Genomic DNA, 23,565 nt, shown 5'->3' with positions numbered 1-23,565 from the left:
CCATGACCGTGACCACCGACCGCGTGAGCCTCCCGGAACCACCGTCCCCCGCGCCGGGACCGCCCGCACCGGGACCGACCGCGCCAGGGCCTCGCGCCCGCCCTTCGGCCACCGCCCTGGCGGTCCGGATCGGCCGCAAGCTGGCCGGCGCCGCGATCGTGGTGTGGGCCGCGGCCACCATCACCTTCCTCATCCAGACGCTGCTGCCCGGGGACCGCGCCACGCTGCTGCTGAACCAGCAGACGGGCCAGGTCCAGGAGCGCACGCCGGAGGAGCTCGCGCCGATCAACGAGATGTTCGGTTTCGACGACCCCCTGCTGATCCAATACCTGGACTTCATCGGCGGGCTGCTGCGCGGGGACCTCGGCATCTCCTACACCCTCTACCAGCCGGTGACCACGGTGATCGGGGACCAGATCGCCCCCACCGTCGTCCTGACCTTCACGGCCCTGGCCGTCGCGTGGGCCCTGGCCCTGGTGCTCCTCGTGCTCACCGCCCGGCGCACGCCCTGGGTGTCCCGGCTCTTCTCGGGCCTGGAGGCCGCCGCGGCCGCCCTGCCGCAGTACTGGCTGGGCATCATCCTGCTGGTGGTCTTCGCCCTGTGGCTGGGCATCTTCCCCGTGGTCTCCGGATCCGGCACCGCCGGACTGGTCTTGCCGGCGCTGACCCTCGGCATCCCGCTGGCCGGCTTCCTGGCCCAGGTGATGCGCACCGAGTTCGAGCGGTCCCTGGATGAACCCTTCGTCCTCACCGCCCGCGCCCGCGGGCTCTCCGATTCCGGGGTCCGGATCCGCCATGTGCTGCGCCACGCGCTGCTGCCCGGACTCTCCCTGACGGGCTGGGCGGTGGGGGCCCAGTTCTCCGCCGCGGTCATCGCCGAGAACGTCTTCGCCCGCCCCGGCCTCGGCCGCGTCCTGGTCACCGCCGTCAACGGCCGGGACCTGCCGGTGGTCTGCGGCGTGGTGATGCTCGTGGCCGTGATCTACGTGATCACCAACCTGGTGGTGGACGCCGCCTACCTCCTCGTCGACCCGCGCCTGAAGGAGTCAGCATGAGCACCTCAACGGCCCCCCTCCACGACGCCGGCCCCGTCACCTCCGCCGGCCCCGTCACCTCCGCCGGCCCCGGCACCTCCGTCGGTCCCGGCGCCTTCCGCAGGGTTCCCGTCACGGTCTGGATCGCGGGGGTGTTCGCGGCGCTGCTGGTCCTCGCCTCCTTCGCCCCCTCGCTGCTGGCCACGGCGGACCCGCGGGCCATCAACCTGGCGGAGCCCCTGGCCCCGCCGAGCCTGCAGCACTGGTTCGGCACCGACCAGTCCGGCCGGGACCTGTACTCCAGGATCGTGCACGGCACCGGCCAGTCCCTGTTGATCGGTCTCGGGGCCACGGGGGTCGGCGTGGGACTGGCCGTGGTGTTCGGCTCCTGGGCCGCGCTCGGCGGACGCTGGGCGGACGCGGTCATCGGCCGGGCCATCGAGGTGCTCTTCGCCTTCCCGATCCTGCTGCTGGCCATGGTCTTCATCGCCGTCTACGGCCCCTCCGTGCCGACACTCGTGTTCGCCGTCGGGCTGGGGATCGCCCCCGGCTACGCCCGCATGGTCCGCGCCCAGGTGATGTCCGTGCACCGTTCCGGCTACGTGCAGGCCGCCCGCGCCCTGGGCCATCACCCGGCCCGGATCCTCGGCCAGCACGTGCTGCCCAACGCCCTGCGGCCCCTGCTGGCCGTGCTGACCCTGGGCATCGGCCAGTCGATCGTCTGGGCCTCCGGGCTCGCGTTCCTCGGCTTCGGCGTGGCCCCGCCGGCCCCGGAGTGGGGCGCCCTGCTGGAGGCGGGTCGCCCCTACATCACCGCCGCCTGGTGGCTGGAGATCATCCCGGGGCTGGCCGTGCTGGCCACGGCCCTGACCGCCACCAGCCTCGGCAAGTACGTGGAGTCCACCCTCGAAGGAGACCGCTGATGAACACCCTGACCGCCACCGCCATCCCGTCCCGGGGAGCCGCGCCCGTCGTTCCGAACGAAGGCACCGGCACCACCACAGCGGAGCCGCCCGCCGGCCCACCATCGCTGGCCCGGCTGGAACACCTGAACGTCTGGTTCGCGGACGCGCACGGCCGGCGCCGCCAGGTGGTCCACGATGTCTCACTGGCGATCCGCCCGGGCGAGTGCGTGGCCGTGATCGGCGAGTCCGGCTCCGGCAAGTCGGTCACCGCCCGCACCCTGATCGGGCTCACCGGCCCGAACTCGTACGTGGAGGCCACCACGGCCACCGTCTTCGGGCGCGAGGTGGGCACGCTGGGGGACCGCGAGTGGAGTCGGATCCGCGGCACGCAGATCGGCTTCATCCTCCAGGACGCCCTCGTCTCCCTCGACCCGCTGCGCCCGGTGGGCGCCGAGATCGCCGAGTCTCTCCGGGCGCATGGCGTGCGTGACCGTGCGGAACGGGCCGCACGGGTGGAGCGGCTGCTGGCCGAGGTCGGCGTCCCGGAGCCGCGGCTGGTGGCCGGCCAGCGGCCCGACCAGCTCTCCGGCGGCCTGCGCCAGCGGGCCCTGATCGCCTCCGCCATCGCCAACCACCCGCCGCTCGTGGTGGCCGACGAGCCCACCACCGCCCTCGACGTCACCGTGCAGGCCCAGGTGCTGGACCTGCTCGCCCAGCGCAAGGCGGCTGGCACCGCGCTCCTGCTCATCAGCCACGACTTCTCCGTGGTCGGCCGGCTGGCCGACCGGGTGCTCGTGATGCAGGGCGGGGCGATCGTGGAATCCGGGGCCGCCGCGGAGGTCCTGGAGGACCCGCAGCACCCCTATACCCGCCAGCTGCTGGACGCGGTGCCCTCCGGCCACACCCGGGGCGAGTTCCTGACCGAGGACGGTCGGGCCCGGGCCGCCGCGCGGGCCTCAGGTGCCGCGGTGGTGTCCGGGGAGCCGGGCGCGACGCCGGCCGGGACCTCCCAGCGCCAGGCCCCGGCCGGCGTCGTGAACCCGGTGGAGAAGGTGGCGGAGAAGTCGCCGGCGGCCGGCCGGCCGGCCGTGCTCTCCGCGCGCGGGCTGACGAAGTCCTACCGCGGGCCGGACGGCCGGGACCGCGCGGTGGTGCGGGACGTGTCCTTCGACGTGCACGCGGGCCGGACACTGGGGATCGTGGGGGAGTCCGGCTCCGGGAAGTCGACCACGGCGTCGATGGCGCTGGGCTTCATCGCCCCGGATGCCGGCACCGTGCTGCTGGACGGGGCGCCGTGGAGCGGGCTGTCCGTGGCCGGGCGGCGGGGACGGCGGCGCGAGGTCACCGTGGTTTACCAGGACCCGCTGAGCTCCTTCGACCCGCGCTGGACCGGCGAGCGGATCCTCACGGACGCGCTCGACCCGTCCGGGGCGGCCGGTGCGCCCGGGCTGCTCGCCTCGGCCCGGGCCCGGCGCGTCCACCGGGCCGAACAGTCCGAGCGGGCCGCGGAACTCGCGCGGGTGGTCGGGCTGGCCCCGGAACACCTGGCCAAACACCCGCTGCGCCTGTCCGGCGGACAGCGGCAGCGGCTGGCGATCGCCCGGGCGCTGGCCCCGGAGCCGAAGGTCGTGGTGCTGGACGAGGCCGTCTCCGCCCTGGACGTCTCGGTGCAGGCCCAGGTGCTGGACCTGTTGGCGGAGCTCCAGGAGACCCTGGGGACGACCTACCTGTTCATCTCCCACGACCTCGGCGTCATCCACCACCTCAGCCACGAGATCCTGGTGATGAAGGACGGGGAGGCCGTGGAGTACGGGGACGCCGACCGCGTGTTTGAGGACCCCGAGCACGACTACACGCAGACCCTGCTGTCGTCCCTGTCATCCCTGTCTTCCCTGACCTCCCTGTCAGGCGCAAAGTGACCGCACCCCCACCGTTGTGACGTGGTCTGGTCACTCTGTGCCTAGGACGGGCGGGGTCGGTGTCAGGCCGCGGCGGTCACTCGGCTGCCGGGTCTGCCGGTCACGATGCTCCCGACGGAGACGATCCCCCACAGCACCAACGTGGAGATCCATGCCGTGGTCTGGTGCTTCTGCTGTCCAGCCAATGGGCGGCCCCCTCGGTCATGCATGGAACCGGTCACCACCAGGATGACGTCGACCATGTATCAGATGAAGAAGCCACCGAACGTGAAGAGCTTGACCAGCCCCAGCCCGTTCTGCCCCCGGTAGAACCGATCCGCGCCGAAGATCCCGAACTAGACGGAGATGAGCCACATGGCCATGAAGGACTTCTGTGGTTCGATCGCGCGCGGGCCAGGCTGACCGGGGTGGCCGCGGTAGAGGTAACCGGGCTGAGGCGCATACGGCCGTACCGGGTGGTAGCCGGCCGCGAGGATCCGATCGCCGTCATTCCGGTCATACCGATCCTGCCCAGCCACAGGGATAGTCCTTGTGGCCGGGCAGGATGAGTGCGGCCAGACAGTTCGAGAACTCACGCCACCGGGCACTGAGTGACCAAACCACGTCACTACGGTGGGGGTGAGGTCACTGCGCCCGGAGGGGTGGGCCGGAACCTGCGGTGAACCTCAGTCGATCCGGGCGGAGACGTTCCAGATGTCGATCGAGGACACCTCTCCGGGCTCCTTGCCGGTGATCGCATCGATCCGGGCCAGCTCCTCGTCGCTGAAGGGCGCGCCGCCCAGGGCGCCGAGGTTCTCGTCCAGCTGTGCCGTGGAGGAGGCGCCCAGCAGCACCGAGGTCACCCCGCCGGGCCGCAGCAGCCACGAGATGGCCAGCTGCGCCAGGGACTGGCCGCGCTCGCCGGCCACCGCGTTCAGGGCCCGGGCCTTGTCCAGGTTCTCAGGCGTGAGGTGACCACTCAGGGAGGTGCGGCCGCCGGAGGGGGCGGCACCGTCGTCGTGCAGGTACTTGTCCGTCAGCAGGCCCTGGGCCAGCGGGGTGAAGGCGATGGACCCCATGCCCTGCTCCGCCAGGGTCTGCAACAGCCCGTCCTCCACCCAGCGGTTCAACAGGGAGTAGGCGGGCTGGTGGATGACCAGCGGGGTGCCCAGCTCCCGGGCGATCCGCTGCGCCTCGACGGTCCGCTCGGGGGAGTAGGACGACAGTCCCACGTAGAGGGCCTTGCCCTGGACCACCAGGGTGTGCAGGGCGCCGACGGTCTCCTCGAGCGGGGTGTCCGCGTCCGCGCGGTGCGAGTAGAACACATCCACGTAGTCCAGGCCCATCCGCCGCAGGGACGCCTCGGCGGAGGCCAGGATGTACTTGCGGGACCCGAGGTTGCCGTACGGCCCCGGCCACATGTCCCAGCCGGCCTTGGAGGAGATGACCAGCTCGTCCCGGTACCGGCCCAGGTCCTTGGCCAGCACCCGGCCGAAGTTCTCCTCGGCGGAGCCGGCGGGCGGGCCGTAGTTGTTGGCCAGGTCGAAGTGGGTGACGCCGCGGTCGAAGGCGTGCCGCAGGATCTGCCGCTGCGTGTCGAAGGGGCGGTTGTCCCCGAAGTTCCACCACAGGCCCAGGCTGATGGGCGGCAGCGCGAGTCCGGTGGCGCCCACCCGGCGGTAGACGGTGGACTCGTAGCGGTCCGCAGCCGCCGCGTAGGGGGCGTGGTGCTCGGGCGTGGAGCCGGGGCGGATCTCGGCGGCGGGGCGGGGCTCCTGGGCGGTCATGCTGCTCCTCGGACGGTCGTGGGAAAACGGGCGGCCTACCGTTCAGACCCTACGCCGGGTATGTCAGGCTGGCCCCATGAGCGCTGCATCCCCCAGCTTCGCCGGCCCGCACCCCGCCGACCACGAGCCCACGGCCCGGCTCATCCGTCCCGCCGGTGGCTGCTTCGCGGTGGTCGAGGTGGACATACCGGCGGCCGTCGAGGACGTCTGGGAGTCAGTGGCCACCGGGCCCGGCTACCGCCGTTGGTTTGTGGAGGCCGAGCTCGAGGGCCGGGTCGGCGGCCGGCTCGTCACCCACCACGGCGACTTCGGGGACTCCACCGGGACCATCACCGTCTGGGAGCCGCCCCACCGCTACGCCTACACCGAACCGGACTGGATGGGGGACGGCACCACGGTCCCGGACTGGGTCACGGAGATCACCGTGCACCGACTCTTCCCCACCGATCCGGCCTCCGGCCCCGGCCCTGGCTTCGGCCGGCCCACAGACCCGGGGCACGACGACGGCCCGGGCCGCACCCGCGTCCGGCTCGCCAGCGGGGTGGAGACCGAGGGGGAGCGCTGGGGGCGGGACATCGAGGGAACGATCCCCGGTTGGACCTCGGCGCTGCGGCTGCTGGCCGGATATCACACCCATTTCGCCGGTCGGCAGACCGTCCAGGCGCTCCTGATGCGCGACGTCCCGGCGGGGCGCCGGCTGGTCCCGGCGCTGGGACTGGACGGGGCCGTCGTCGGGCAACAGGCCACCGCCCGCGGGGAGGCCGAGGGCGGGCCGGCCGAGGTGACCGGCACCGTGATCGAGGTGACCGGCGGGCCTGGGGGCGGGGGACCCACGGGCCAGGAGTCCGTGGTGCTGCGCGTGTCCGGCGCGGACGGCGCCTCGGCGCACGACCTGCCGGCCCCGGGCTTCTACGAGTTCGGCACCATGCAGTTCGGGCAGGCCCGGATGTCCGTGGTGCGCGGCTACCTGAACCTGCCCGCGGACTGGGGCGCCGAGGCCTGCCAGGAGGCGGCCCGGCGGACCCGCGCCCGGTGGTCGGCGGTGCTGGACCGGCTGCTCGAGCCCTCCCACTGATCCGTCCTCGAGGCAAGGGCGTGGAACTGAGTACCGGGTTTCTTGGAACTGGGTTGCGGGATTAGGGTGTTGCGGGTCACCCTCGGGCGGCCGGGACCGGCCGCCCGCCTCAGGACGACCGCCGAGATCAGGAGCCCTCATGACCACCGCCTCCATCGCCTCCACCACCCCCTCCGCCGCCTCATCCGCCGCGAACTCGGAGCAGCTCAGCCCCCTGGGGTTCCTGGGCCGCTCGGCCGCGGTGTTCCCCGAGCGGGAGGCCGTGGTCTACGGCCACCGCCGGTCCACCTACCGTGAGTTCGCCCAGGAGGTCCAGCAGCTGGCCAAGGCGCTCGCCGCACGCATCACCCCGGGGCAGACCGTCACCGTGATCGCCCCGAACATCCCCGAGATGCTGATGGCGCACTTCGCGGTGCCGCTGGCCGGCGGCAGGCTCAGCGCCCTCAACCCGCGCCTGACCTCACGCGAGGTGGAGTACATCCTGGGCCACTCGGAGGCCGCCGTGGTGTTCGCCGACGGGGACGTGGCGGACACCGTGCGGAGCATCGCCGCCGGGCTGGAGAACCCGCCGGTCGTGGTGGAGATCGTCGACGCCGAGGCCGGCCACACCGCCCCCGAGACCGGCGAGACGACCTACGAGGACTTCCTGGCCCGGGCGCCGGAGGGCCCGGACCTGCCGTGGCGGGTCGAGGACGAGCAGGCGCCGATCACCTTGAACTACACGTCCGGGACCACCGGGGCGCCCAAGGGCGTCATCTACACGCATCGCGGCGCCTATCTGGCCGCGCAGGGGGAGGTGTTCCACAACGGCTACACCGGCTCCACCCGGTACCTGTGGACGCTGCCGATGTTCCACTGCAACGGCTGGTGCATGCCCTGGGCCGTGACCGCGGCGGCCGGCGCGCACGTGTGCCTGCGGGCCGTGCGCCAGGACGCGCTGTGGGAGGCGATGGACCACGAGGGGATCACGCACCTGTCCGGCGCCCCGATCATCTGCTCCATGCTCGTGGAGGCCGAACGGGCGCACGAGCTGGATCGGGAGGTGCGGATGACCACGGCCGGGGCCGCCCCGCCGCCCTCGGTCATCGAAGGCCTCGAGTCCCTGAACATCACCCCGGTGCACGTCTACGGCCTGACCGAGTGCTACGGGCCGTTCACCATCTGCGAGCCACAGGAGGCGTGGAAGGAGCTGTCCCGCGGAGAACGGGCCCGGCTGATGGCCCGGCAGGGCGTGCCGATGGTCCACGCGGCCGGGGTGGAGATCATGGACGCGGAGCTGAACATCCTGCCGGCCGACGGGGAGACGATGGGGGAGGTGGTGCTGCGGGGCAACGGCGTCATGGCGGAGTACTTCAAGAACCCCGAGGCCACCGAGGAGGCCTTCCGCGGCGGTTGGTACCACACCGGCGACCTCGGGGTGAAGCACCCGGACGGCTACATCCAGCTGCGCGACCGCCTCAAGGACATCATCATCTCCGGCGGTGAGAACATCTCCTCGATCGAGGTCGAGGGCGTGCTGCACGGCCACCCCCGGGTCGCCGACGCCGCCGTGATCGGTGTCCAGGACGACAAGTGGGGCGAGCGGCCCATCGCCTACGTGGTCGTCGAGACCGGTGCCGAAGACGGTGCCGAAGACGGTGCTGAAGACGGGGCCGGCGCCTCCGGCCGGGTGACCGCCGAGGAGCTGCGCGCACTGTGCAAGGAGAACCTGGCCGGGTTCAAGGTGCCCGACAGGATCGAGTTCGTGGACGAGCTGCCCCGCACCGCCACCGGCAAGATCCGCAAGAACGCCCTGCGGACCCTGCAGGGGAAGGACGGCTGAGCGTCCGCCCGGCCCGTCCGGTCAATCCGGTCAGTCTCGGGGGGCGTAGTAGCGGCCCAGCACCTCGTCCTTGAGCTCGTAGAACGTGCCGTCGACGATGGACGCCCGGATCCGGTCCACCAGGCGCACCGTGAACCGTTCGTTGTGGATGGACATCAGCGTGTGCGCCACCATCTCCTTGGCCTTGATGAGGTGGTGGATGTAGGCCCGCGTGTAGTGCGCGCAGGTGTAGCAGTCGCAGCCGTCCTCCAGGGCACCGAAGTCACGCTTGTACCGCGCCCCGGGCAGGTTGAACCGGCCGTCCGCCGTGTAGAACGCGCCGGTGCGGGCCACCCGCGTGGGGGAGACGCAGTCGAAGGTGTCCGCCCCGTTCTCCACCGAGGTGAACAGGTCGTCCGGCTCGGAGATGCCCAGCAGGTGCCGCGGCCGGTCCTCCGGCAGCTCTTCAGCACACCACCCGACGATCGTGCCCAGGTTCTCCTTCTCCAGCGCCCCGCCGATCCCGTAGCCGTCGAAGCCGTGCTCCAGCGCGGTACCGGACCCGCCGCCGTCGGGGAAATCCGATCGCATGCCCGCCAGATCCCCGCAGGCCTTGCGCCGCAGGTCCTCGAACTGGGCCCCCTGGATGACGCCGAACAGGGCCTGGTAGGGCTTGCCCGCGCGCTCGGAGGTCAGGCGCGCGTGCTCGTCCAGGCAGCGCTGGGCCCAGCGGCGGGTTCGCTCGAGGGCCTCCTCCTGGTAGCCGCGCGAGTTGTGCAGGGTGGTCAGCTCGTCGAAGGCGAACATGATGTCCGCGCCGAGCTGGTGCTGGATGCCCACCGAGACCTCGGGCGTGAAGCGGTGCCTGTCCCCGTTGAGGTGGGACTTGAACCAGACACCGTCCTCGTCCACATTGGCCAGGCGCTCCTTGCCGGGGGCCACCGCGTCATCGGCGCCCTGGCCGGACGGCGCCGTGGGCCCGTTCATGTCGATGACCTTCTTGAACCCCGAGCCCAGGCTCATCACCTGGAAGCCGCCCGAATCGGTGAAGGTGGGCCCCGGCCAGTTCATGAACCTCCCCAGCCCGCCCGCCTCGTCCAGCAGGCCCGCGCCCGGCTGCAGATACAGGTGATAGGCGTTGGCCAGCAGCGCCTGGCCCCCCAGCGCGGCCATCGCCTCCGGCAGCACCGCCTTGACGGAGGCCTGCGTGGCCACCGGGATGAAGGCGGGGGTCTGGATGGTCCCGTGCGGGGTGGTGATGGTCCCCGTCCGCCCGTGGCGCGGCTCCCCGTCCGGTCCGGTCAGGCGGTGCCCGACGGCGAAGGTGAAGTCCCGCGGGGAGGCGGCGGCAGGTGCCGGGCCGGCACCACCAGACGACGTGTTCTGGGCAGGCAGAACTGCGGGCGTATCTCGGGTCATGGTCACTTTCTTCGGGTCCGTCAGTGTGCCCGGGATGGGTTCTGACGGTGGTGCAGCACGGCGATGATCTCCACCAGTCTCGTGTTCTCGTGGATGCGGTACCAAATCTGATAGGGGAAGACCTTCAGGCTTGCACGACGGGTACCCCGGTAGACAACGGGTGTCGACTGGGGGAACTCGCTGAGCCTTCGGGCGAGCGCGTAGAACTCGTCGATAAAACGCCCGGTCTGGTGGGGCGCCTCGGTGTCATACCACGCGAGAATATGGTCTCGATCTCGCCGAGCCGATGGAGTGAGGTGGACGGCGTACGTCACGCGACATGACGGTGAGAGCGAACCTCATGCTCGTCATCGTCCAGCGTGACGTTGTCCTCCGGGGCCGCATCCGCCTCGGCGATGCGCTGATCGATCACCGCAGCGTCGTCTGGATGCACGAAACCGTCATCGAGCGAGTCGTCGATGACGGCCCTCAACTCGCGACGGGCAGATTCATCCAGTCGCAGTACCTGAGCCAAGAGCGTGCGGTCGACCATGTTCCTATGGTACCCGTGGAGTCCACCGTCAGCGTCGAGTTGTCCACAGGAACGCGGGGATCCCGGGGCCCACCCAGGTGTAGCCGTGGCGGCCCGCTGCTGCACCATTCCACTTCTTCGCGTACGTCACAGGTGATGGTCTGTTTGGTCACGACTGGCCGGGATCGACCGGTGACCACCACACTTTCAATGGTAGGTAACAAGGGGGACAGGTTTAGCCAGAGGCATAGGAGGGGGATGGTGGGGTTGAGCATGGATGAGGCAGGGCAGCAGAAGAGGACCCGGCTCGCGGACCTCAACCCGATCCCCGCGCTGTTCACCATGGCGCCGGCCCACCGGGATCATGAGGTGGCCATCCGGTGCGGCATCACCGTGCTGGTGCCGCTGCTGACCCTGCTGCTGATCGGCCGGATCGACCTGGCGATCTTCGCCTCCTTCGGGGCCTTCACGGCGATCTACGGCCGCAACCTCCAGCACGGCCCGCGGCTCCAGATGCAGGCCCGGGCCGGTGCCCTGATGTTCGTGGTGCTGCTGCTGGCCACCCTGGCAGGGCGCAACGGCATGTCCGGGACGGAGGACCCGTGGGCGCTGGTGGGACTGACCACCGTGGTGGCCGGGCTCTGCGCCGTGGTGTCCGCCTACTGGAACCTGCGCCCCTCCGGCTCCCTCTTCCACATCTTCGCCTTCGCGGCCGTCTCGTCCGTGCCCTACCAGCCGCCCCTGGGCGAGGCGATGCTGACGGCGGCGGCGACCATCGTGTTTGCGCTGGTGGTCGGGATCTCCTCCCGGGTGCTGCCCCGCAACCGGCACCGGATCCAGCGGCCGGAGGGCCAGCCCCTGACCGGACCACGCCACCGTCTGGTCTGGTCCGAGGCGGCCTGGTACGTGGTGGCGGCCGGCGTCTCCGGCTCGCTGGCCACCGCCCTGGGGCCGGTACTGGGGATCCAGCACAACTACTGGGCCATGGTGGCCGCCGTGGTCCCGCTCGTGGGCCACTCCACCCGATACCGCGTCAACCGGGGCATCCAGCGGATCATCGGCACCTTCCTCGGGCTACTGGTGCTGGCCGCGGTGCTGTGGATCCACCCGCCGCTGTGGGTGATCGTGCTCATCATCGCGGGGCTGCAGTGCACCGCGGAGCTGTTCATCGCCCGGCAGTACGTCCTGGCGCAGATCGCCGTCACCCCGCTGGCGCTGCTGTCCACCGTGCTGGCGATGAGCGCCTCCACGGCCGCGGTGGACACCTCGGGCCTGGTCTATGACCGGTTCATCGAGACGGTGATCGGGGCCGTGGTGGGCATGGCCTGCGTGCTGACCCCGTGGGCCTGGCGTAAATGGGTGCTGCACTCAGCCAGCCCGTCGAGGATCGCTCCGGCCGAGGGGCACCGCCAGAGTTGAGCGGGACGGTGAACGTCAGTAGCTTGGCCTGTACCAACCGGTGATGAGAGCGAGACCTGACATGGACCGTAGAACCGAATCCTCTCCAGGCGAGCAGCCGGGCTCCGGCCCGGGCGCCGTGGACCCAGTGTCCCGGGGTGAGATGGAGCTGGACTACGAGACCGAGGCCGGCCCCGTGGACGCTCCGGAATCCGCCCACGGTCGGAAACGGGAAGTGGACGGCGCCACCACGCCCCGCCCGGTCACCGATCCCTCGCTGGACCGTCCCACCCGCACGGGAGTCAGCGGCGGGACCTGGATCGCCCTGATCCTCGGCGCCGTGGTGCTCGTGCTGCTGCTGATCTTCATCCTCCAGAACAACGTGGAGGCGCAGTTCGCCTACTTCGGCTGGAGCTTCACCCTGCCCCTGGGGATCGCCATGCTGTTCGCGGCGATCGCCGGCGTGCTGGTCATGGGGCTCTTCGGCTCAGTGCGGCTCATCAAGCTCGGTCGCCGGCTCCGCAAGCTGGAGAAGGAGCGCGAGGCCATCAAGGACCGGCTCCGCTAGATCGCCCCGGCTCCGCCGGCCCCCGTTGACCGGCGAGGCCGCAGCTCAGTCGTTCCCGTCGGTCACCGCGATCCGGTCCGCCAGGGCCCGCAGGTCCGCCACCTCGCGGCGCACGCGCCGGTCGAGTTCCTCCTCGCCGAAGGTCTCCGAGCCGCCGCGGGCCCGCAGGTACATCAGCGTGGCCAGCCGGGCCTCGCGCCACTGGCGCTCGCCCGCCAGGTCCCCGGCGGTCTCGGCCCGCAGCACCTCCCGGTCGTAGAGGTTCGGCTCGTTCATCTGGCGCTGACGGATCTCGGCGGTCCGTTGGGCACGGATCGGATCGTCCTCGGCCTCGTCCGGCTCGGCCAGCCGGGCCCCGGCGGCCCGGCCCTCGACCTCCTCGCCCCGGTAGAAGTGGATGGTGGCGGCCAGCGCCAGCGCGGACTCGATCGACTTCCACCGTCCCATGGCCCCGTCATAGGGCAACTGGGTCAGCAGGGTGGTCAGCGTCAGGGCGCCGTCCGAGTCGTCCAGGTCGATGAACAGGTGGTGCGCCAGGGTGTCGATGTCCTCGAGCTGCGAGCCGGAGCGCAGGTTGATCCCGCGGGAGAGCTTGGAGGCCACGGACAGCACGTGCTGGTTGTCCGGGTGCAGCTGGGCCACCTGGACCACCGTGGCCTCGGGCGAGCCCGCCTCCGCGGGGTACAGGTCCGTGCCGGCGTCCAGCGCCGGGGCGGGCCGTTGGGTGCGCACGCGGATGGTGGAACCGAAGGCGATCCGCACCTCGCGGCCGTCCGCCAGCGTGGCCACCACGAGGGCGGGGGTGCCGAAGTCGTCACGGGAGGTGCGCACCTGCGTCACCGGTGCCGAGGGATCGCCCTGACGCTTCAGGAAGCGGTCTCCCGGCCCGACCTGCTGGGCCTTGACCGAGCGCAGGTAGTCTCCTCCGACGTCGTGCGTCCCGGGGTTCTGGGGGTTCTGGGGCGTGGCCATGGTTCAGCGCCCCCAACCCACGTGGGCCAGGGCCTGGCGGACCAGGTTCCCCCGCCCGCCGATGAACTCGGACTGGACCTCGTCGCTGAGCGCCTCCTCGGGCGTCAGCCAGGACAGTTCCAGCGCGTCGCCGCGGGGCTCGCACTCACCGGTGACCGGCACCAGGTAGGCCAGGGCCACGGCGTGCTGGCGGTCGTCCGTCAGGCCCGTCTCGGAGGGGCTCGGGAAGTACTCGGCCACCGTGAACGGGATGACGGAGGGCGGCAGCTGCGGCAGGGCGAGCGGGCCCAGGTCCTTCTCCAGGTGGCGCATCAGGGCGGCACGGACCGTCTCGCGGTACATCACCCGGCCGGAGACCAGGGTGCGGCGCAGGTACCCCTCGGCGTCCGCCAGGTACAGCAGGCCGATCTCCGAGACGTACCCGAGGGCGTCCAGGCGCACCGGCAGGGCCTCCACATAGACCATGGGCAGGCGGCGGCGGGCCTCGTAGAGATCCTCTTCCGACAGCCACCCGGGATTCGGGTCGGGGGTGCGTACGCTCATGGCTTCAGTTCTACCCGAGTCCGGACCGCCGGTCACGCCGACGGTCCGGACAGGGGCAGACTGAGACCATGTCCAGCGGAGCGATCGGTGCCCTCATCTTCCTGTTCCTGACTGCCGTGGCCGCGGCGTTCCTCCTCGCCTTCGCCGCCGCTTACCGGGGACGCTGGCTGCAGTGGCTGATGGTCTCACCGCCAGGACTCCCCAGTGGCCGGTACTGGGGCCTGTACATGATGGCGTTCTTCGGTGCTGGAACGTTGGTCACCGGGGCCTATGCCTGGCTCGTCATGGGGCTCTACGGCACCGGCGACGACTCACCCCTGTGGATCACCTGGACCTGGATCGGCCTCATCGCCGTGCTGGCGATCGTGGGCATCGTCTCCAGCTTCTGGTTGCCCCGGCGGCTGAAGCCGCGCTGGCTGCTCGACTGGGAGGACGCCGGCGCCGATACCGGCCACATCACCGCCACGGTCCGTCTCCGGCGGGAGCTCCGGCGGGAGCACCGGCGCCGTCACCGGGCGTACCGCCGCCGGAAGTTATCGAGCACCTTGCGCGGCTCGGTGACGGTGGCGGCGCGCACCCGGGCGAAGAGCTCCTCGGCCTCGGCCGGGTCGTAGTAGCCGTGGTCGGCGTAGATCTCCAGCCGGTACAGCAGCCCCTCCAGGTCCAGCTCGGGGTGGAACTGGGTGGCGTACTGGTGGGCGCCGATCCGGAACATCTGCACCGGGCACGCCTCGCCCGCCACCAGCACCTCGGCGTGCCCCGGCAGGGCGCGGATGGCCTCCTTGTGCCCCACAAAGGCGGTGAACCGGGGCTCGACGCCGGCCAGCAGCGGGTCCTGCCGGCCCGCCTCGGTCACGTGCAGGGTGACGGCCCCCGCGGGTTCCCCATAGGTCGCGTCCACGTGGGCGCCCTGATGCGCCCCGAGGGTGCCGACGCCGTAGCAGGCGCCGAGGAAGGGCACGTCCCGGTCCATCACCACGTCCAGCAACCGCCCCAGCTCGGCCTCGACGGACACCTGCAGGCCGGACTTGAGCTCGTCCGGGTCGGAGGAGTTGAACGGACTGCCGCCCACGATCACCCCGGAGTGTCCGGCCAGGACCGCGGCCCAGTCCAGGGCCGCAACCCCGGGGCCCGACGCCGGCCGGCCGGCGTCCAGGACCCGGTCCAGCCGCAGGGTCGTCAGCTCCCCGGCACCGAAGCCGCCGAGCTCAGTGGTGGAGCGGAGCTCGTCGGCGGCGACGGCGTCATCCGCGCGGGTCTGGATCAGCAGGAAGGGCAGCACCTGCCTCAGATTAGCCCGAACCGGCCCGGCCCCACCGATCAGCCTGCCGCGCCGGCACCCACGGGCTCGGCGGGAGCCTGCTGGCGCACTGGCGTGGACGTCCGTCCCCAGGAGCCCCGGTGGTAGGCCGGGGCCGTGAACTCCCGGTACCGCCCATCCCCGAGGGACTCGGCCGCCTCCACGGGCCAGTTCGGGTGCACCAGGGCTGCCCGGCCGATGTCCACCGCATCCGCGCGGCCCTCGGTGAGCACGGACTCGGCCAGCACGGGGTCGGTGATGGAGCCGACGGCCGAGACGAACAGCCGGCGCGCGCCGCCGTCGTGCCCTTCCTGCCCTGGGCCGTCCGGCGTCCCCCGGCCGGGGGCCAGGGGGAGGTCCGCGGTCCCGGCGCGGACCGCCTCTGCGAGCGGGACCTGGTAGGCGGGGCCCTTCGGCCCCCGGTAGGTGTCGCCGATGCCGCCGGAGGAGACGTCCACCCAGTCCAGGCCGAGCCCGGCCAGCTCGCGCACGAGGGCCACGGTGTCCTGCTCACCCCAGCTGCCCTCGAGCCAGTCAGAGCCGGAGAGGCGGATGCCCAGGACCTTCTCGGCGGGCCAGACGGCCCGCACGGCCTCGGTGACGCGGCGGACGAACCGGGTGCGGTTCTCGAACGAGCCGCCCCACGCATCCGTGCGCCGGTTGGTGACGGGGGAGAGGAACTGGTGGATGAGGTAGCCGTGGGCGCCGTGGATCTGGACGGCGTCGAAGCCGGCCTCGTCCGCCCGGCGGGCCGCCTCGGCGAAGGCCGTGACGGTGTCCTCGATCTCGGCGGTGCTCAGCTGGCGGGTGGGCCCCACGGCGCTGACGGCCGGCACGCCGGAGGGGGAGCGCGTCTCCCAACCGCCCTCGTCCAGCGGGATGCCGTCCGCCGGGTAGCCGGGGTGGCCTGGCCAGGTCGAGGCCTTGGAGCCCGCGTGGGCGAGCTGGATGGCGGGCACGGCCCCCTGGGAGCGGATGAACTCGACGATGGGGGCCCAGGCGTCACGCTGGGCGTCGTTCCACAGTCCCGTGTCCTGGTCGGAGATGCGGCCCTCCGGGGTGACGGCGCTGGCCTCGGCCACCACCATCCCGAAGCCGCCGGCGGCGCGCGCGCCCAGGTGCGTCAGATGCCAGGGGCCGGGCACGCCGTCCTGGGCGGTCACCATGTACTGGCACATCGGGGGCAGGATGACGCGGTTGCGCAGGGTGGCGCCGGAGACGGTCACGGGGTCGAAGAGAAGACTCATGCCCGGCATAACCCTGCGGCCGCCCCGGCCTATTCCTCGCCCGGTCCCTGCCGGTTCCGTGGGTGGTCAGTTTCCGTGGGTGGACAGTTCCGGTGGGTGGTCAGGCGGCGGACCGGCACGGGATCTGACCACCCAGCGCAGGGGGGACTCACTAGACTGGGCCGATGCCCTCGTTCCGCGTCCGTCTGCCCATCGGGGACCTGCTGCCGGGCCACGCCCCGGAGGAGGTCATGGAGACCGCGGAGGCCGTGCTCGGCTCCATCTACCGGGTGGAGGCCAGGGACCTGGAGGTGGTCGCGCGGATCCCCCGCATCGTGCTGCGCTTCACCGTGCCCGAGTCCTCCTGGGATGCGGAGCGTGCGGCGGCGGTCACGGCCGCCGGGCAGATGCGCGACGCCGTCCGGCAGGTCGCGCAGACCGGTCGCCTCGATGTGCTGCGCCGGGTCCGGGGACGCTGGGTGCCGGAGGTCTGAGGCCCGCGGCCCGCACGTCAGGCGGCCACGGCCGTGACGAAGCCGGCGACGTCGGCCGCGAACCGCGCGGGGTCCTCCATCCGGGGGACGTGGCCCACCCCCGGGTAGACCCGCAGCTCGGTGTGCGGGATGGACGCGGTGAGCGCCTCCTGGTCCAGCAGGCCCACGCGCCGGTCGGCATCGCCCCACAGCAGCAGGGTGGGCGCCTGGATCCGGCCGAGAACGTCCACCTCGTCATACTCCACGAGGCCGCCGAATGTGCCCTGCCACACCCGGGCCGGGACCTTCGCCAGCTGCTCCATGTGGGTCTCGAAGGCGGAGGGCTCCTGGTTCCGGGGAGCCGCGCCGGACAGGAACGTTCGGATGAAGCCGGGGCTGATGGGGTCGGTGAGGTTCAGGACGGCCGTCGCCACGAAGTCCTCCATCTCCGGGTCGCGGTACAGGCTCAGCGGGGAGGCCTCGAGGATGAGCCCGGACACCCGTTCGGGGCTCTCGGCCGCGACGCGGCGGACCACCAGGCAGGAGGCGGAGTGCCCCGCCAGGACCACGTGCCGCAGTCCGAGGGCCGTGAGGAACGGGACCACGTCGGACGCATAGTCCGGGACCGTGTACCCGGTCTCCGGCTTGTCCGAGTCGCCGTGGCCCCGGGCGGAGACGGCCACGGCGTGGACCGAGGGCGGGAGGTGGTCCAGGACGACGGCGTAGGAACGCCAGGAATCCATGGGCCCGGGGAAGAACACCACCGCCGGTCCGGAGGGGTCACCCTGTCTCGCGAAGGCGAGGTGGAGGCCGGGCCGGACCTCCACCCTGGCCTGCTGGCGCTGCATGAGACCACGGTAGGCCGTGGCCGGGCGCCGGACTAGAACTCGTCGACCTCGTGGCCCAGCGCGGCCCGGTGCTCGGCGTGATTGATCCGGTAGCGCCGGTTCTCGGTGGCCAGCAGCACCATGAACAGCCCCATGGCGGCCACGATGGCCACCCACACGGAGGTCATGGACCCCACCAGGCGCGGCACGAGGATGGCGGCCAGGCCCCAGGACAACCCGACCGCGATGCTGATGCGTCCCCGTTCGGTCATCGCCAGGTAGGCCGCGCCCCAGACCACCACCACCAGGGTCAGCACGGCCCAGACCGGGCCGGGGATCCAGAACAGGTTGACGCCCAGGGACTGCAGCCAGATCGAGGCGTTGGTGGCGGCGAAGATCAACGCCCATCCCGTGAACAGCCCGATCATGCCGTCCGTGATGGCCCGCTCCGCGCGGTTCCGGGCCGTGTAGAGGTTCAGCTGGTGGACACTGTCCACCAGCAGATAACCCAGGGCCAGCCAGACGAACAGCTCCACGCCGAGCAGCACCCCCGTCCGGGCGATGACGAACCACACCACGGCGGCCACCATGGCCGCCGCCACCCGCCAGCCGGTGGCCCGTTGCCGGTCCGCCGCGGCCTGGGAGGGCAGCCACTGGTGCACCGTGTAGACGCCCAGGGCCACCCAGAGCAGGGGCCAGGCGAACTGGTGCCAGGGCGCCATGGAGAGCATGGAGAACCCGCCGGTGAACCGGCCCTCGTGCAGTTCCTGCAGCCAGGGTCCGGTGGCGTCCTCGCCCAGGAAGCCGAGGCCGTAGACGCCGCCGATCACGAACACCGCGTAGGCCGCGGTCACGGCCAGGCGGCGGACCAGGTCCGAGGCTCCCGGGGCCGGGTCGGGCTCCAGGGAGGGCAGGTTGTAGGGCGGGATGTAGCCGGCGGGGGCGGGCTCCGGACCCGGGTCCAGCGTGGCCACGGGTGGGCGCGAGCGCCGGACGGTGGCGGCCTCGATGGCCTGGGCCTTCTCCACGATGCGGTCCCGGTGGCGCCACTCCGGCAGGGAGGCCCGGGCGCGGTCCAGCAACTCGGCATCCGTGAGGTTCTCCCCGCGTTCCTCGAGCAGGGCCCTGCGGTCCGCGGGCGGGACCCAGTCGGTGCCGTCCGACTCCCGGGCCGCCGTCTGCAGGGCCCAGGTCTCGCGTTCGCGCTGGCGGGCCAGCCACTCCTCGTACTCCTGGCGCTCCATCTCCAGGCGGAGGGCCTCCTCCTCGGCGCGCTGGAGTTCGAGCAGTCGCTCGTGCTCCAGCCGGGCCTGTTCCTCGGCCCGGTGCCGGGCCTCGATCTCGGCCTCCTCGGCGGCGATCCGCTCCGCCTCGATCCGGTCCAGTTCCGCCTGCTCGGCGGCGCGCTGCCGTTCGAGCTCGGCCAGCCGCTCGGCCTCGATCCGGTCCCGTTCGGCCTGTTCCTCGGCGAGGCGCCGCTCCTCGGCCTTGCGCTCCCGTTCGGCCTCGCGGTGGGCCCGCTGCCGTTCGTAGGCGGCCTTCACGGTGGCCGGGGAATCGTAGATGGACTGGGAGACCTTGTCCCAGTCCGGTTCGCCGAGGCCGTCGAGCCAGTCGTTGAAGGAGTCCAGGGGACCCTGCGTCTCGTGGGTGCTGGCGTGGCGCAGGCGCGGGGACACGGTCGGCTGCTCGGCGCGATCGGCCGGCTGGGCGCGATCGGCCGGCTGGGCCCGATCGGCCGGCTGGGCCCGATCAGCCTCAACGTGCTCGGTCTGTTCGGGGCGCGCCGGCTGCTCGGCGGTCCGGCTCTTCTGGGCGGCGGCCTTCATGCGTTCCAGCGCGGCAGAGGAGGATGAGGACGCGTCGTCGAGCACTGTTTCACCCCTCCCTGGAACGTCGTCGGACGGCGATCACCGCCGCCATGATCAACCCTGCAAGGGTACCCAATCCCATGCCCACCAAGGCGCTGGCCCAGAACGGCAGGCCTGTCGCGCCGCCGGTGAACCACCCCAGTCCCACCATGTACACGGACCACACGGCAGAACCCGATCCTGACAGGGCCAGGAAGGGGCGCCAGGGGATCCCGGCGATCCCGGCGGCCGCCATGGACGCCGTCCGGCCGCCCGACACGAAGCGCAACACGAACAGCGAGGCGTAGCCGGGGGCGGGGCCGGCCTTGTCCAACAGCTTCAGGATCCCGCGGTGGATCCGCTGTCCCCAGGAGGCCCGGTCGAGCAGGCCGGTCAGGCGGTACCGGAACAGCGCGTAGAGCCCCGCGTCCCCGGCCCAGCAGCCCAGCCAGGTGGCCAGCAGAGAGGGGACCAGGCCCACGCTGCCCAGTTGGGCCAGGGCGCCGGAGCCGATGACGAGCAGCTCGCTGGGCACCGGCGGGATGGGCGCGTCCAGGGCCACCAGCAGCGCGGTCAGCGGGTGGAACCACCAGCCCAGGGACTCCACCCAGGCCGCGTCGAGCCCGGCGCCCGCGCCCATCCCGTTCACGCGCCGGGCTCCGGCCGCTCGCGCAACTGCAGACGGGAGGAGAAGCACCGCTCGGCCCCCGTGAGGGGGTCCGTGAAGCCGATCGTGTGGGCCAGCAGCTGCAGCGGGCGCTCGTAGTCGTCCGGGGCCACGTCCTGAAGCACCGGGTAGAACGGGTCGTTGAGGATGCCCAGCCCCAGCGCAGCCAGGTGCACGCGCAGCTGATGGGTGCGCCCCGTGCGCGGGAACAGGCGGAGGTGCCCGACGTCGGCCCCGGCCCAGGTGCCCGCGGAGACTCCCGCGCCGATCAGCTCGATGCGGGTCTCCGCGTTGGCCCCGGTGGTGGGCCGGTTCGTCTTCCGGCCGGGACGTGACGGCGCTCCGGGGGAGCGGCCCGACTCCCGTGGGCCGAAGTCCAGGAGGCGGGCCGTGAGCACGCCCTTCACCTTGTCCATCCGGTTGCGGTAGGTCACCGGGAAGCGCTCCGTGGCATCCGACCGGTGGTGGGGCAGGGCGGAGACGGCCTCGTACACCTTCCACACCTGCCGCCGCTCGAAGAGCACCTGGTAGGGGCCGCGGGTGTCCGGGTTCGTGGAGAACAGCAGGACGCCTGCCGTCGCCCGGTCGAGGCGGTGCATGGGGACGAGGTGGTCCAGCCCGAGCTGGTTTCGCAGCCGGACGAGGGCGGACTCCTGGACGAAGCGGCCGCCCGGGGTGGTGGGCAGGAAGTGCGGCTTGTCCACCGCGAGCAGGTGCTCGTCCTGGTGCAGCACCGTGGCCTCGAAGGGGATCGGGTCCTCATGCGGGAGGGACCGGTAGTACCAGACGAAGTCGTGGGCGGCGAGGGGGGTGGTCTCGGTGACGACCGAGCCGTCGGCGGCGCGGACCTCGCCGGTGCGGAAGCGTTGGAGAATGCCGTCCGGGTCCACGTGCCCCCAGCGGTGCAGCACATAGTCGAGCACGGTGTCCCAGCCGGAGGCCGGCACCGTGAGGCGGGTCGCGTTGACGCCGTCGCGGACGGGCAGGGGCGGGAGCTGGGGCACGGGACCAGTGTTCCAGACCGGGTCAGGGGTGGAGGGCACTGTCGCCACGCCCCTACCGGCGCGTAGTGTGTCTCAGATCACTCTGCTGCATCTATTGAGACGAAAAATTGGTCCATTGTTTGTGACGAGTTTACCTTTTCATGAATGACCCTTCGGTAACCGCCTGTCGGCCCACGTCACGGGCCAGATCCCCGTGATCCGGGGGCGAGCGGCGGTTCGTCATATATCGGAATTCCCCTCCGGGCACCCTAGGCTCAGCCTCATCCGGACCGATGCACAGGAGCCCAACATGTCTCAGCCCGCCATGCTGAATAGCCACGGACGATTGATTTTCCCCTCTAATTTCATTCCCGAATTGGACCTTTCCGCGCTGGACAGCCTGGATGACCTGGAGGCGGTGATCCGGCGCGACTTCGAGGACAAGTCGCCCAGCGGCACGGAGATCCTGGCCCGGATCGAGCAGGGCTCCTACGCCACCAAGGCCGACCTGCTGCGGGACCTGGCCATGAACCTGTTCTGGACCAACCGGTACGCCATCACCATGTATGACAAGGTGCTGGTGCGGTGGAGTGACGTGCCGCGTCACCGCGAGGACCTCTACCTGCCGCAGCTCACGCCCTGGGAGGACGGGGACCGCAAGGTGGCTGCCGTGCGGGAGGCCTTCCCGGCCCTGCCGGCACAGTGGGACGCCGCCGTGGAGGACAGCATCTTCGAGCTGGTCTTCGACGTCTTCGCCCATCGGCGGTCGCATGCCACGGAGCTCTCCGCGATCAAGCCGACCGTGGCTGAGATCCTCGAGGACCCCACCCACCTGACGACCCGCGTCACCGGATACGACCCGAACTACCCGGTCTTCAGCGAAGCGGACATCTTCGACGCGCATGAGGAGGTCGCGGAGCTCGAGTCCCTGCGGCGCTGGGGCATGGTGCTGCACAACCAGTACCCCTGGGACCGCACGAAGACCGAGCTGGCCCCGGTGTCCCAGCTGCGCGATGACGATTTCGTCGTGGTCTTCCGGCCCCGCGACCGCGAGGTGCAGCGCTTCCTCCGCCGGGTCGCCACCGGCCGCACCCGCCCGGCGGTCCCCCCGGTGCCGGCCGCCGAGTCCACCCAGCCCTCCCGCCCCTACCGCCCCCTCGACGTCCGGTCCCTGGCGGTCCAGCCGCGGATTCTGTCCCTGTCCGTGGAGCCCGGAGAGGTGGTCTGCAGCAACGACGACCTGGTCCGGAACACCGCGTACAACTGGTCGCCCATGAGTGCCGCCTCGATCGTGCAGAAGACCGGGATCGAGCAGCGCCGGTACAGCATGTCCCGGATCGAGGACCTGGCCCTGAAGGCCGCCCGCTCGGCTCTGGACCATGCCGGGGTGGGGCCGGCCGACGTCGGAGCCGTGATCGTGGCCACCTGCACGAACGACCGGCTGATGCCCTCGATCGCCACGTACCTCTCCGGTGAGCTGGGCATCTACCAGTCACACGCCTCGTTCGACCTGATCGCCGCGTGCGCAGGGATGCCCTACGCCATGGCCGAGGCGACCCGCCTGCTCCAGGAGGTGGAGCGCCCGGTGCTGGTGGTCTGCGTGGAGAAGTTCTCGGACAAGATCGGCAACGTCCGGCCCTCGCGGATGATCTTCGGTGACGGCGGGGCCGCGATCCTCGTCGGCCCCACGGAGGCCGGCGGAACCACGGACATCGAGTTCATGGACACCTACGCCTCCGGGCCCACCTCCCAGGTCAACTCGATCATCTGGCCCAACCCCGAGTTCGACAACAACCTCACCGTCTACGGGCCGGAGGTCAAGGACCTGGCCGGCCGCTACCTGGCCCAGATGCTGGACGACCTCAAGGACCTGCCGGACCCGGACGGGGTGGCGGCCACCCTGCTGGACAGCATCGAGCTGATCGTGCCGCACCAGGCCAACAAGACGATGGTCACGGACCTGGCCCTCAAGGCGGGCCTGACCCCGGAACAGCTGTACTTCAACATCGACCGGGTCGGCAACACCTCCTCCGCCAGCATCCCGCTGGCGATCCACGATGCGGTCCAGGACGGACTCATCACCCGACCGACCCGCGTCTTCGCCCCCGGCTTCGGCGCCGGGGCGGTGGCCGGCTACGCCGTGATGCGGATCGACCCGGCCGTGATGGCCCCCCGCCCGGACAGCGCGGACGCCACCCACGCCGAGCGCCCGGACGCCACGACCGGGCCCGCTGCCGGGCCCACGGCAGCCACCTCCGTGGACAACATGGCCGCGGCCTTCGCCTGAGCCGGCACCCGGCCAGGCCCACCACCCCCACCAGACTTCAC

The 23,565-nt window shown here is 71.6% G+C and carries 25 protein-coding genes; 10 read left to right on the top strand and 15 right to left on the bottom strand.

Translation table 11 applies throughout. The features are described 5' to 3' along the window. Positions 1–2: 2 nt before the first annotated feature. Genes AB0K08_RS06175 through AB0K08_RS06165 form a run of 3 tightly spaced genes read left to right on the top strand, consistent with a single transcriptional unit; the run spans position 3 to position 3,858 of the window. On the top strand, positions 3–1,055 hold the full coding sequence (locus tag AB0K08_RS06175) for an ABC transporter permease (protein WP_363352652.1): 1,053 nt from the start codon (positions 3–5) through the stop codon (positions 1,053–1,055). Next, complete coding sequence (locus tag AB0K08_RS06170) at positions 1,052–1,957, top strand: ABC transporter permease (RefSeq protein ID WP_363352651.1); 906 nt, start codon at positions 1,052–1,054, stop codon at positions 1,955–1,957. Before AB0K08_RS06175 ends, AB0K08_RS06170 begins: the two co-directional genes overlap by 4 nt. After that, on the top strand, positions 1,957–3,858 hold the full coding sequence (locus AB0K08_RS06165) for an ABC transporter ATP-binding protein (protein ID WP_363352650.1): 1,902 nt from the start codon (positions 1,957–1,959) through the stop codon (positions 3,856–3,858). The genes AB0K08_RS06170 and AB0K08_RS06165 overlap by 1 nt, the downstream gene beginning before the upstream one ends. Before the next feature lie 62 nt (positions 3,859–3,920). Here AB0K08_RS06165 and AB0K08_RS06160 read toward each other — a convergent pair whose 3' ends face one another. The 4 genes from AB0K08_RS06160 to AB0K08_RS06145 all read right to left on the bottom strand — a co-directional run bounded on the left by AB0K08_RS06160 (position 3,921) and on the right by AB0K08_RS06145 (position 5,624). Beyond that, positions 3,921–4,100 carry a hypothetical protein gene (locus tag AB0K08_RS06160; protein ID WP_363352649.1) on the bottom strand — a complete coding sequence of 60 codons (180 nt, stop codon included), beginning with the start codon at positions 4,098–4,100 and terminating at the stop codon, positions 3,921–3,923. A 3-nt stretch (positions 4,101–4,103) separates the two neighbouring features. Further along, positions 4,104–4,187 carry an NINE protein gene (locus tag AB0K08_RS06155; RefSeq protein WP_363353103.1) on the bottom strand — a complete coding sequence of 28 codons (84 nt, stop codon included), beginning with the start codon at positions 4,185–4,187 and terminating at the stop codon, positions 4,104–4,106. Between the two features lie 6 nt (positions 4,188–4,193). Then, entirely contained in the window at positions 4,194–4,376 is a 183-nt protein-coding gene (locus AB0K08_RS06150) for a hypothetical protein (protein ID WP_363352648.1), read from the bottom strand. 147 nt (positions 4,377–4,523) lie between these two features. Beyond that, complete coding sequence (locus tag AB0K08_RS06145; protein ID WP_363352647.1) at positions 4,524–5,624, bottom strand: aldo/keto reductase; 1,101 nt, start codon at positions 5,622–5,624, stop codon at positions 4,524–4,526. Positions 5,625–5,700: 76 nt separating this feature from the next. On the opposite strand from AB0K08_RS06145, the gene AB0K08_RS06140 reads away from it, so the two are divergent. Both AB0K08_RS06140 and AB0K08_RS06135 read left to right on the top strand, forming a co-directional pair. Beyond that, on the top strand, positions 5,701–6,699 hold the full coding sequence (locus AB0K08_RS06140) for an SRPBCC domain-containing protein (protein ID WP_363352646.1): 999 nt from the start codon (positions 5,701–5,703) through the stop codon (positions 6,697–6,699). A 139-nt stretch (positions 6,700–6,838) separates the two neighbouring features. Then, the gene (locus tag AB0K08_RS06135; protein WP_363352645.1) at positions 6,839–8,521 is read left to right on the top strand and encodes an AMP-binding protein; all 1,683 of its coding nucleotides are present in this window, start codon (positions 6,839–6,841) and stop codon (positions 8,519–8,521) included. 30 nt (positions 8,522–8,551) lie between these two features. Here AB0K08_RS06135 and tgt read toward each other — a convergent pair whose 3' ends face one another. Genes tgt through AB0K08_RS06120 form a run of 3 tightly spaced genes read right to left on the bottom strand, consistent with a single transcriptional unit; the run spans position 8,552 to position 10,451 of the window. Further along, positions 8,552–9,919, bottom strand: coding sequence for a tRNA guanosine(34) transglycosylase Tgt (gene tgt / locus AB0K08_RS06130; protein ID WP_363352644.1), 1,368 nt, complete (start codon positions 9,917–9,919; stop codon positions 8,552–8,554). A 20-nt stretch (positions 9,920–9,939) separates the two neighbouring features. Further along, positions 9,940–10,233 carry a type II toxin-antitoxin system RelE/ParE family toxin gene (locus AB0K08_RS06125; protein WP_363352643.1) on the bottom strand — a complete coding sequence of 98 codons (294 nt, stop codon included), beginning with the start codon at positions 10,231–10,233 and terminating at the stop codon, positions 9,940–9,942. Next, positions 10,230–10,451 (bottom strand): hypothetical protein, encoded by a 222-nt coding sequence (locus AB0K08_RS06120; RefSeq protein WP_363352642.1) that lies wholly within the window; start codon positions 10,449–10,451, stop codon positions 10,230–10,232. The genes AB0K08_RS06125 and AB0K08_RS06120 overlap by 4 nt, the downstream gene beginning before the upstream one ends. A gap of 237 nt (positions 10,452–10,688) precedes the next feature. Between AB0K08_RS06120 and AB0K08_RS06115 the strand changes: the two genes are divergently transcribed. Further along, a complete protein-coding gene (locus AB0K08_RS06115) occupies positions 10,689–11,849 on the top strand; it encodes an FUSC family protein (protein WP_363352641.1) in 1,161 nt (386 codons plus the stop codon). Positions 11,850–11,892: 43 nt separating this feature from the next. Further along, positions 11,893–12,396, top strand: coding sequence for a LapA family protein (locus AB0K08_RS06110; RefSeq protein ID WP_363352640.1), 504 nt, complete (start codon positions 11,893–11,895; stop codon positions 12,394–12,396). A gap of 45 nt (positions 12,397–12,441) precedes the next feature. On the opposite strand, the gene AB0K08_RS06105 is transcribed toward AB0K08_RS06110, so the two are convergent. Further along, entirely contained in the window at positions 12,442–13,368 is a 927-nt protein-coding gene (locus AB0K08_RS06105) for a DUF6707 family protein (RefSeq protein ID WP_363352639.1), read from the bottom strand. Positions 13,369–13,371: 3 nt separating this feature from the next. Then, entirely contained in the window at positions 13,372–13,911 is a 540-nt protein-coding gene (locus tag AB0K08_RS06100) for an NUDIX hydrolase family protein (protein ID WP_363352638.1), read from the bottom strand. 68 nt (positions 13,912–13,979) lie between these two features. On the opposite strand from AB0K08_RS06100, the gene AB0K08_RS06095 reads away from it, so the two are divergent. Next, complete coding sequence (locus tag AB0K08_RS06095; RefSeq protein WP_363352637.1) at positions 13,980–14,525, top strand: hypothetical protein; 546 nt, start codon at positions 13,980–13,982, stop codon at positions 14,523–14,525. On the opposite strand, the gene AB0K08_RS06090 is transcribed toward AB0K08_RS06095, so the two are convergent. Both AB0K08_RS06090 and AB0K08_RS06085 read right to left on the bottom strand, forming a co-directional pair. Continuing rightward, positions 14,420–15,193, bottom strand: a complete 774-nt coding sequence (locus AB0K08_RS06090) for a glutamine amidotransferase (RefSeq protein ID WP_363352636.1) — start codon at positions 15,191–15,193, stop codon at positions 14,420–14,422. The genes AB0K08_RS06095 and AB0K08_RS06090 overlap by 106 nt on opposite strands. Before the next feature lie 38 nt (positions 15,194–15,231). Beyond that, positions 15,232–16,458: an NADH:flavin oxidoreductase/NADH oxidase gene (locus AB0K08_RS06085; protein WP_363352635.1), complete on the bottom strand. Its 1,227-nt coding sequence runs from the start codon at positions 16,456–16,458 to the stop codon at positions 15,232–15,234. A 164-nt stretch (positions 16,459–16,622) separates the two neighbouring features. Here AB0K08_RS06085 and AB0K08_RS06080 point away from each other — a divergent pair, with 164 nt between their 5' ends. Continuing rightward, positions 16,623–16,931, top strand: a complete 309-nt coding sequence (locus AB0K08_RS06080; RefSeq protein WP_363352634.1) for a hypothetical protein — start codon at positions 16,623–16,625, stop codon at positions 16,929–16,931. Between the two features lie 17 nt (positions 16,932–16,948). Here AB0K08_RS06080 and AB0K08_RS06075 read toward each other — a convergent pair whose 3' ends face one another. Genes AB0K08_RS06075 through AB0K08_RS06060 form a run of 4 tightly spaced genes read right to left on the bottom strand, consistent with a single transcriptional unit; the run spans position 16,949 to position 21,258 of the window. Continuing rightward, the gene (locus AB0K08_RS06075) at positions 16,949–17,758 is read right to left on the bottom strand and encodes an alpha/beta hydrolase (RefSeq protein ID WP_363352633.1); all 810 of its coding nucleotides are present in this window, start codon (positions 17,756–17,758) and stop codon (positions 16,949–16,951) included. A gap of 32 nt (positions 17,759–17,790) precedes the next feature. Next, entirely contained in the window at positions 17,791–19,611 is a 1,821-nt protein-coding gene (locus AB0K08_RS06070) for a hypothetical protein (RefSeq protein ID WP_363352632.1), read from the bottom strand. A 4-nt stretch (positions 19,612–19,615) separates the two neighbouring features. Next, positions 19,616–20,227, bottom strand: a complete 612-nt coding sequence (locus AB0K08_RS06065) for a VTT domain-containing protein (RefSeq protein ID WP_363353101.1) — start codon at positions 20,225–20,227, stop codon at positions 19,616–19,618. Between the two features lie 5 nt (positions 20,228–20,232). After that, a complete protein-coding gene (locus tag AB0K08_RS06060; RefSeq protein ID WP_363352631.1) occupies positions 20,233–21,258 on the bottom strand; it encodes a pseudouridine synthase in 1,026 nt (341 codons plus the stop codon). 355 nt (positions 21,259–21,613) lie between these two features. Between AB0K08_RS06060 and AB0K08_RS06055 the strand changes: the two genes are divergently transcribed. Continuing rightward, positions 21,614–23,524: a 3-oxoacyl-[acyl-carrier-protein] synthase III C-terminal domain-containing protein gene (locus AB0K08_RS06055; protein WP_363352630.1), complete on the top strand. Its 1,911-nt coding sequence runs from the start codon at positions 21,614–21,616 to the stop codon at positions 23,522–23,524. Positions 23,525–23,565 lie beyond the last annotated feature (41 nt).

This window comes from Citricoccus sp. NPDC055426 (genome assembly GCF_040677445.1).
GTDB lineage: Bacteria > Actinomycetota > Actinomycetes > Actinomycetales > Micrococcaceae > Citricoccus.
The sequence above is the reverse complement of the archived record's forward strand: the minus strand, read 5'-3'. Positions and strand labels throughout refer to the sequence as shown.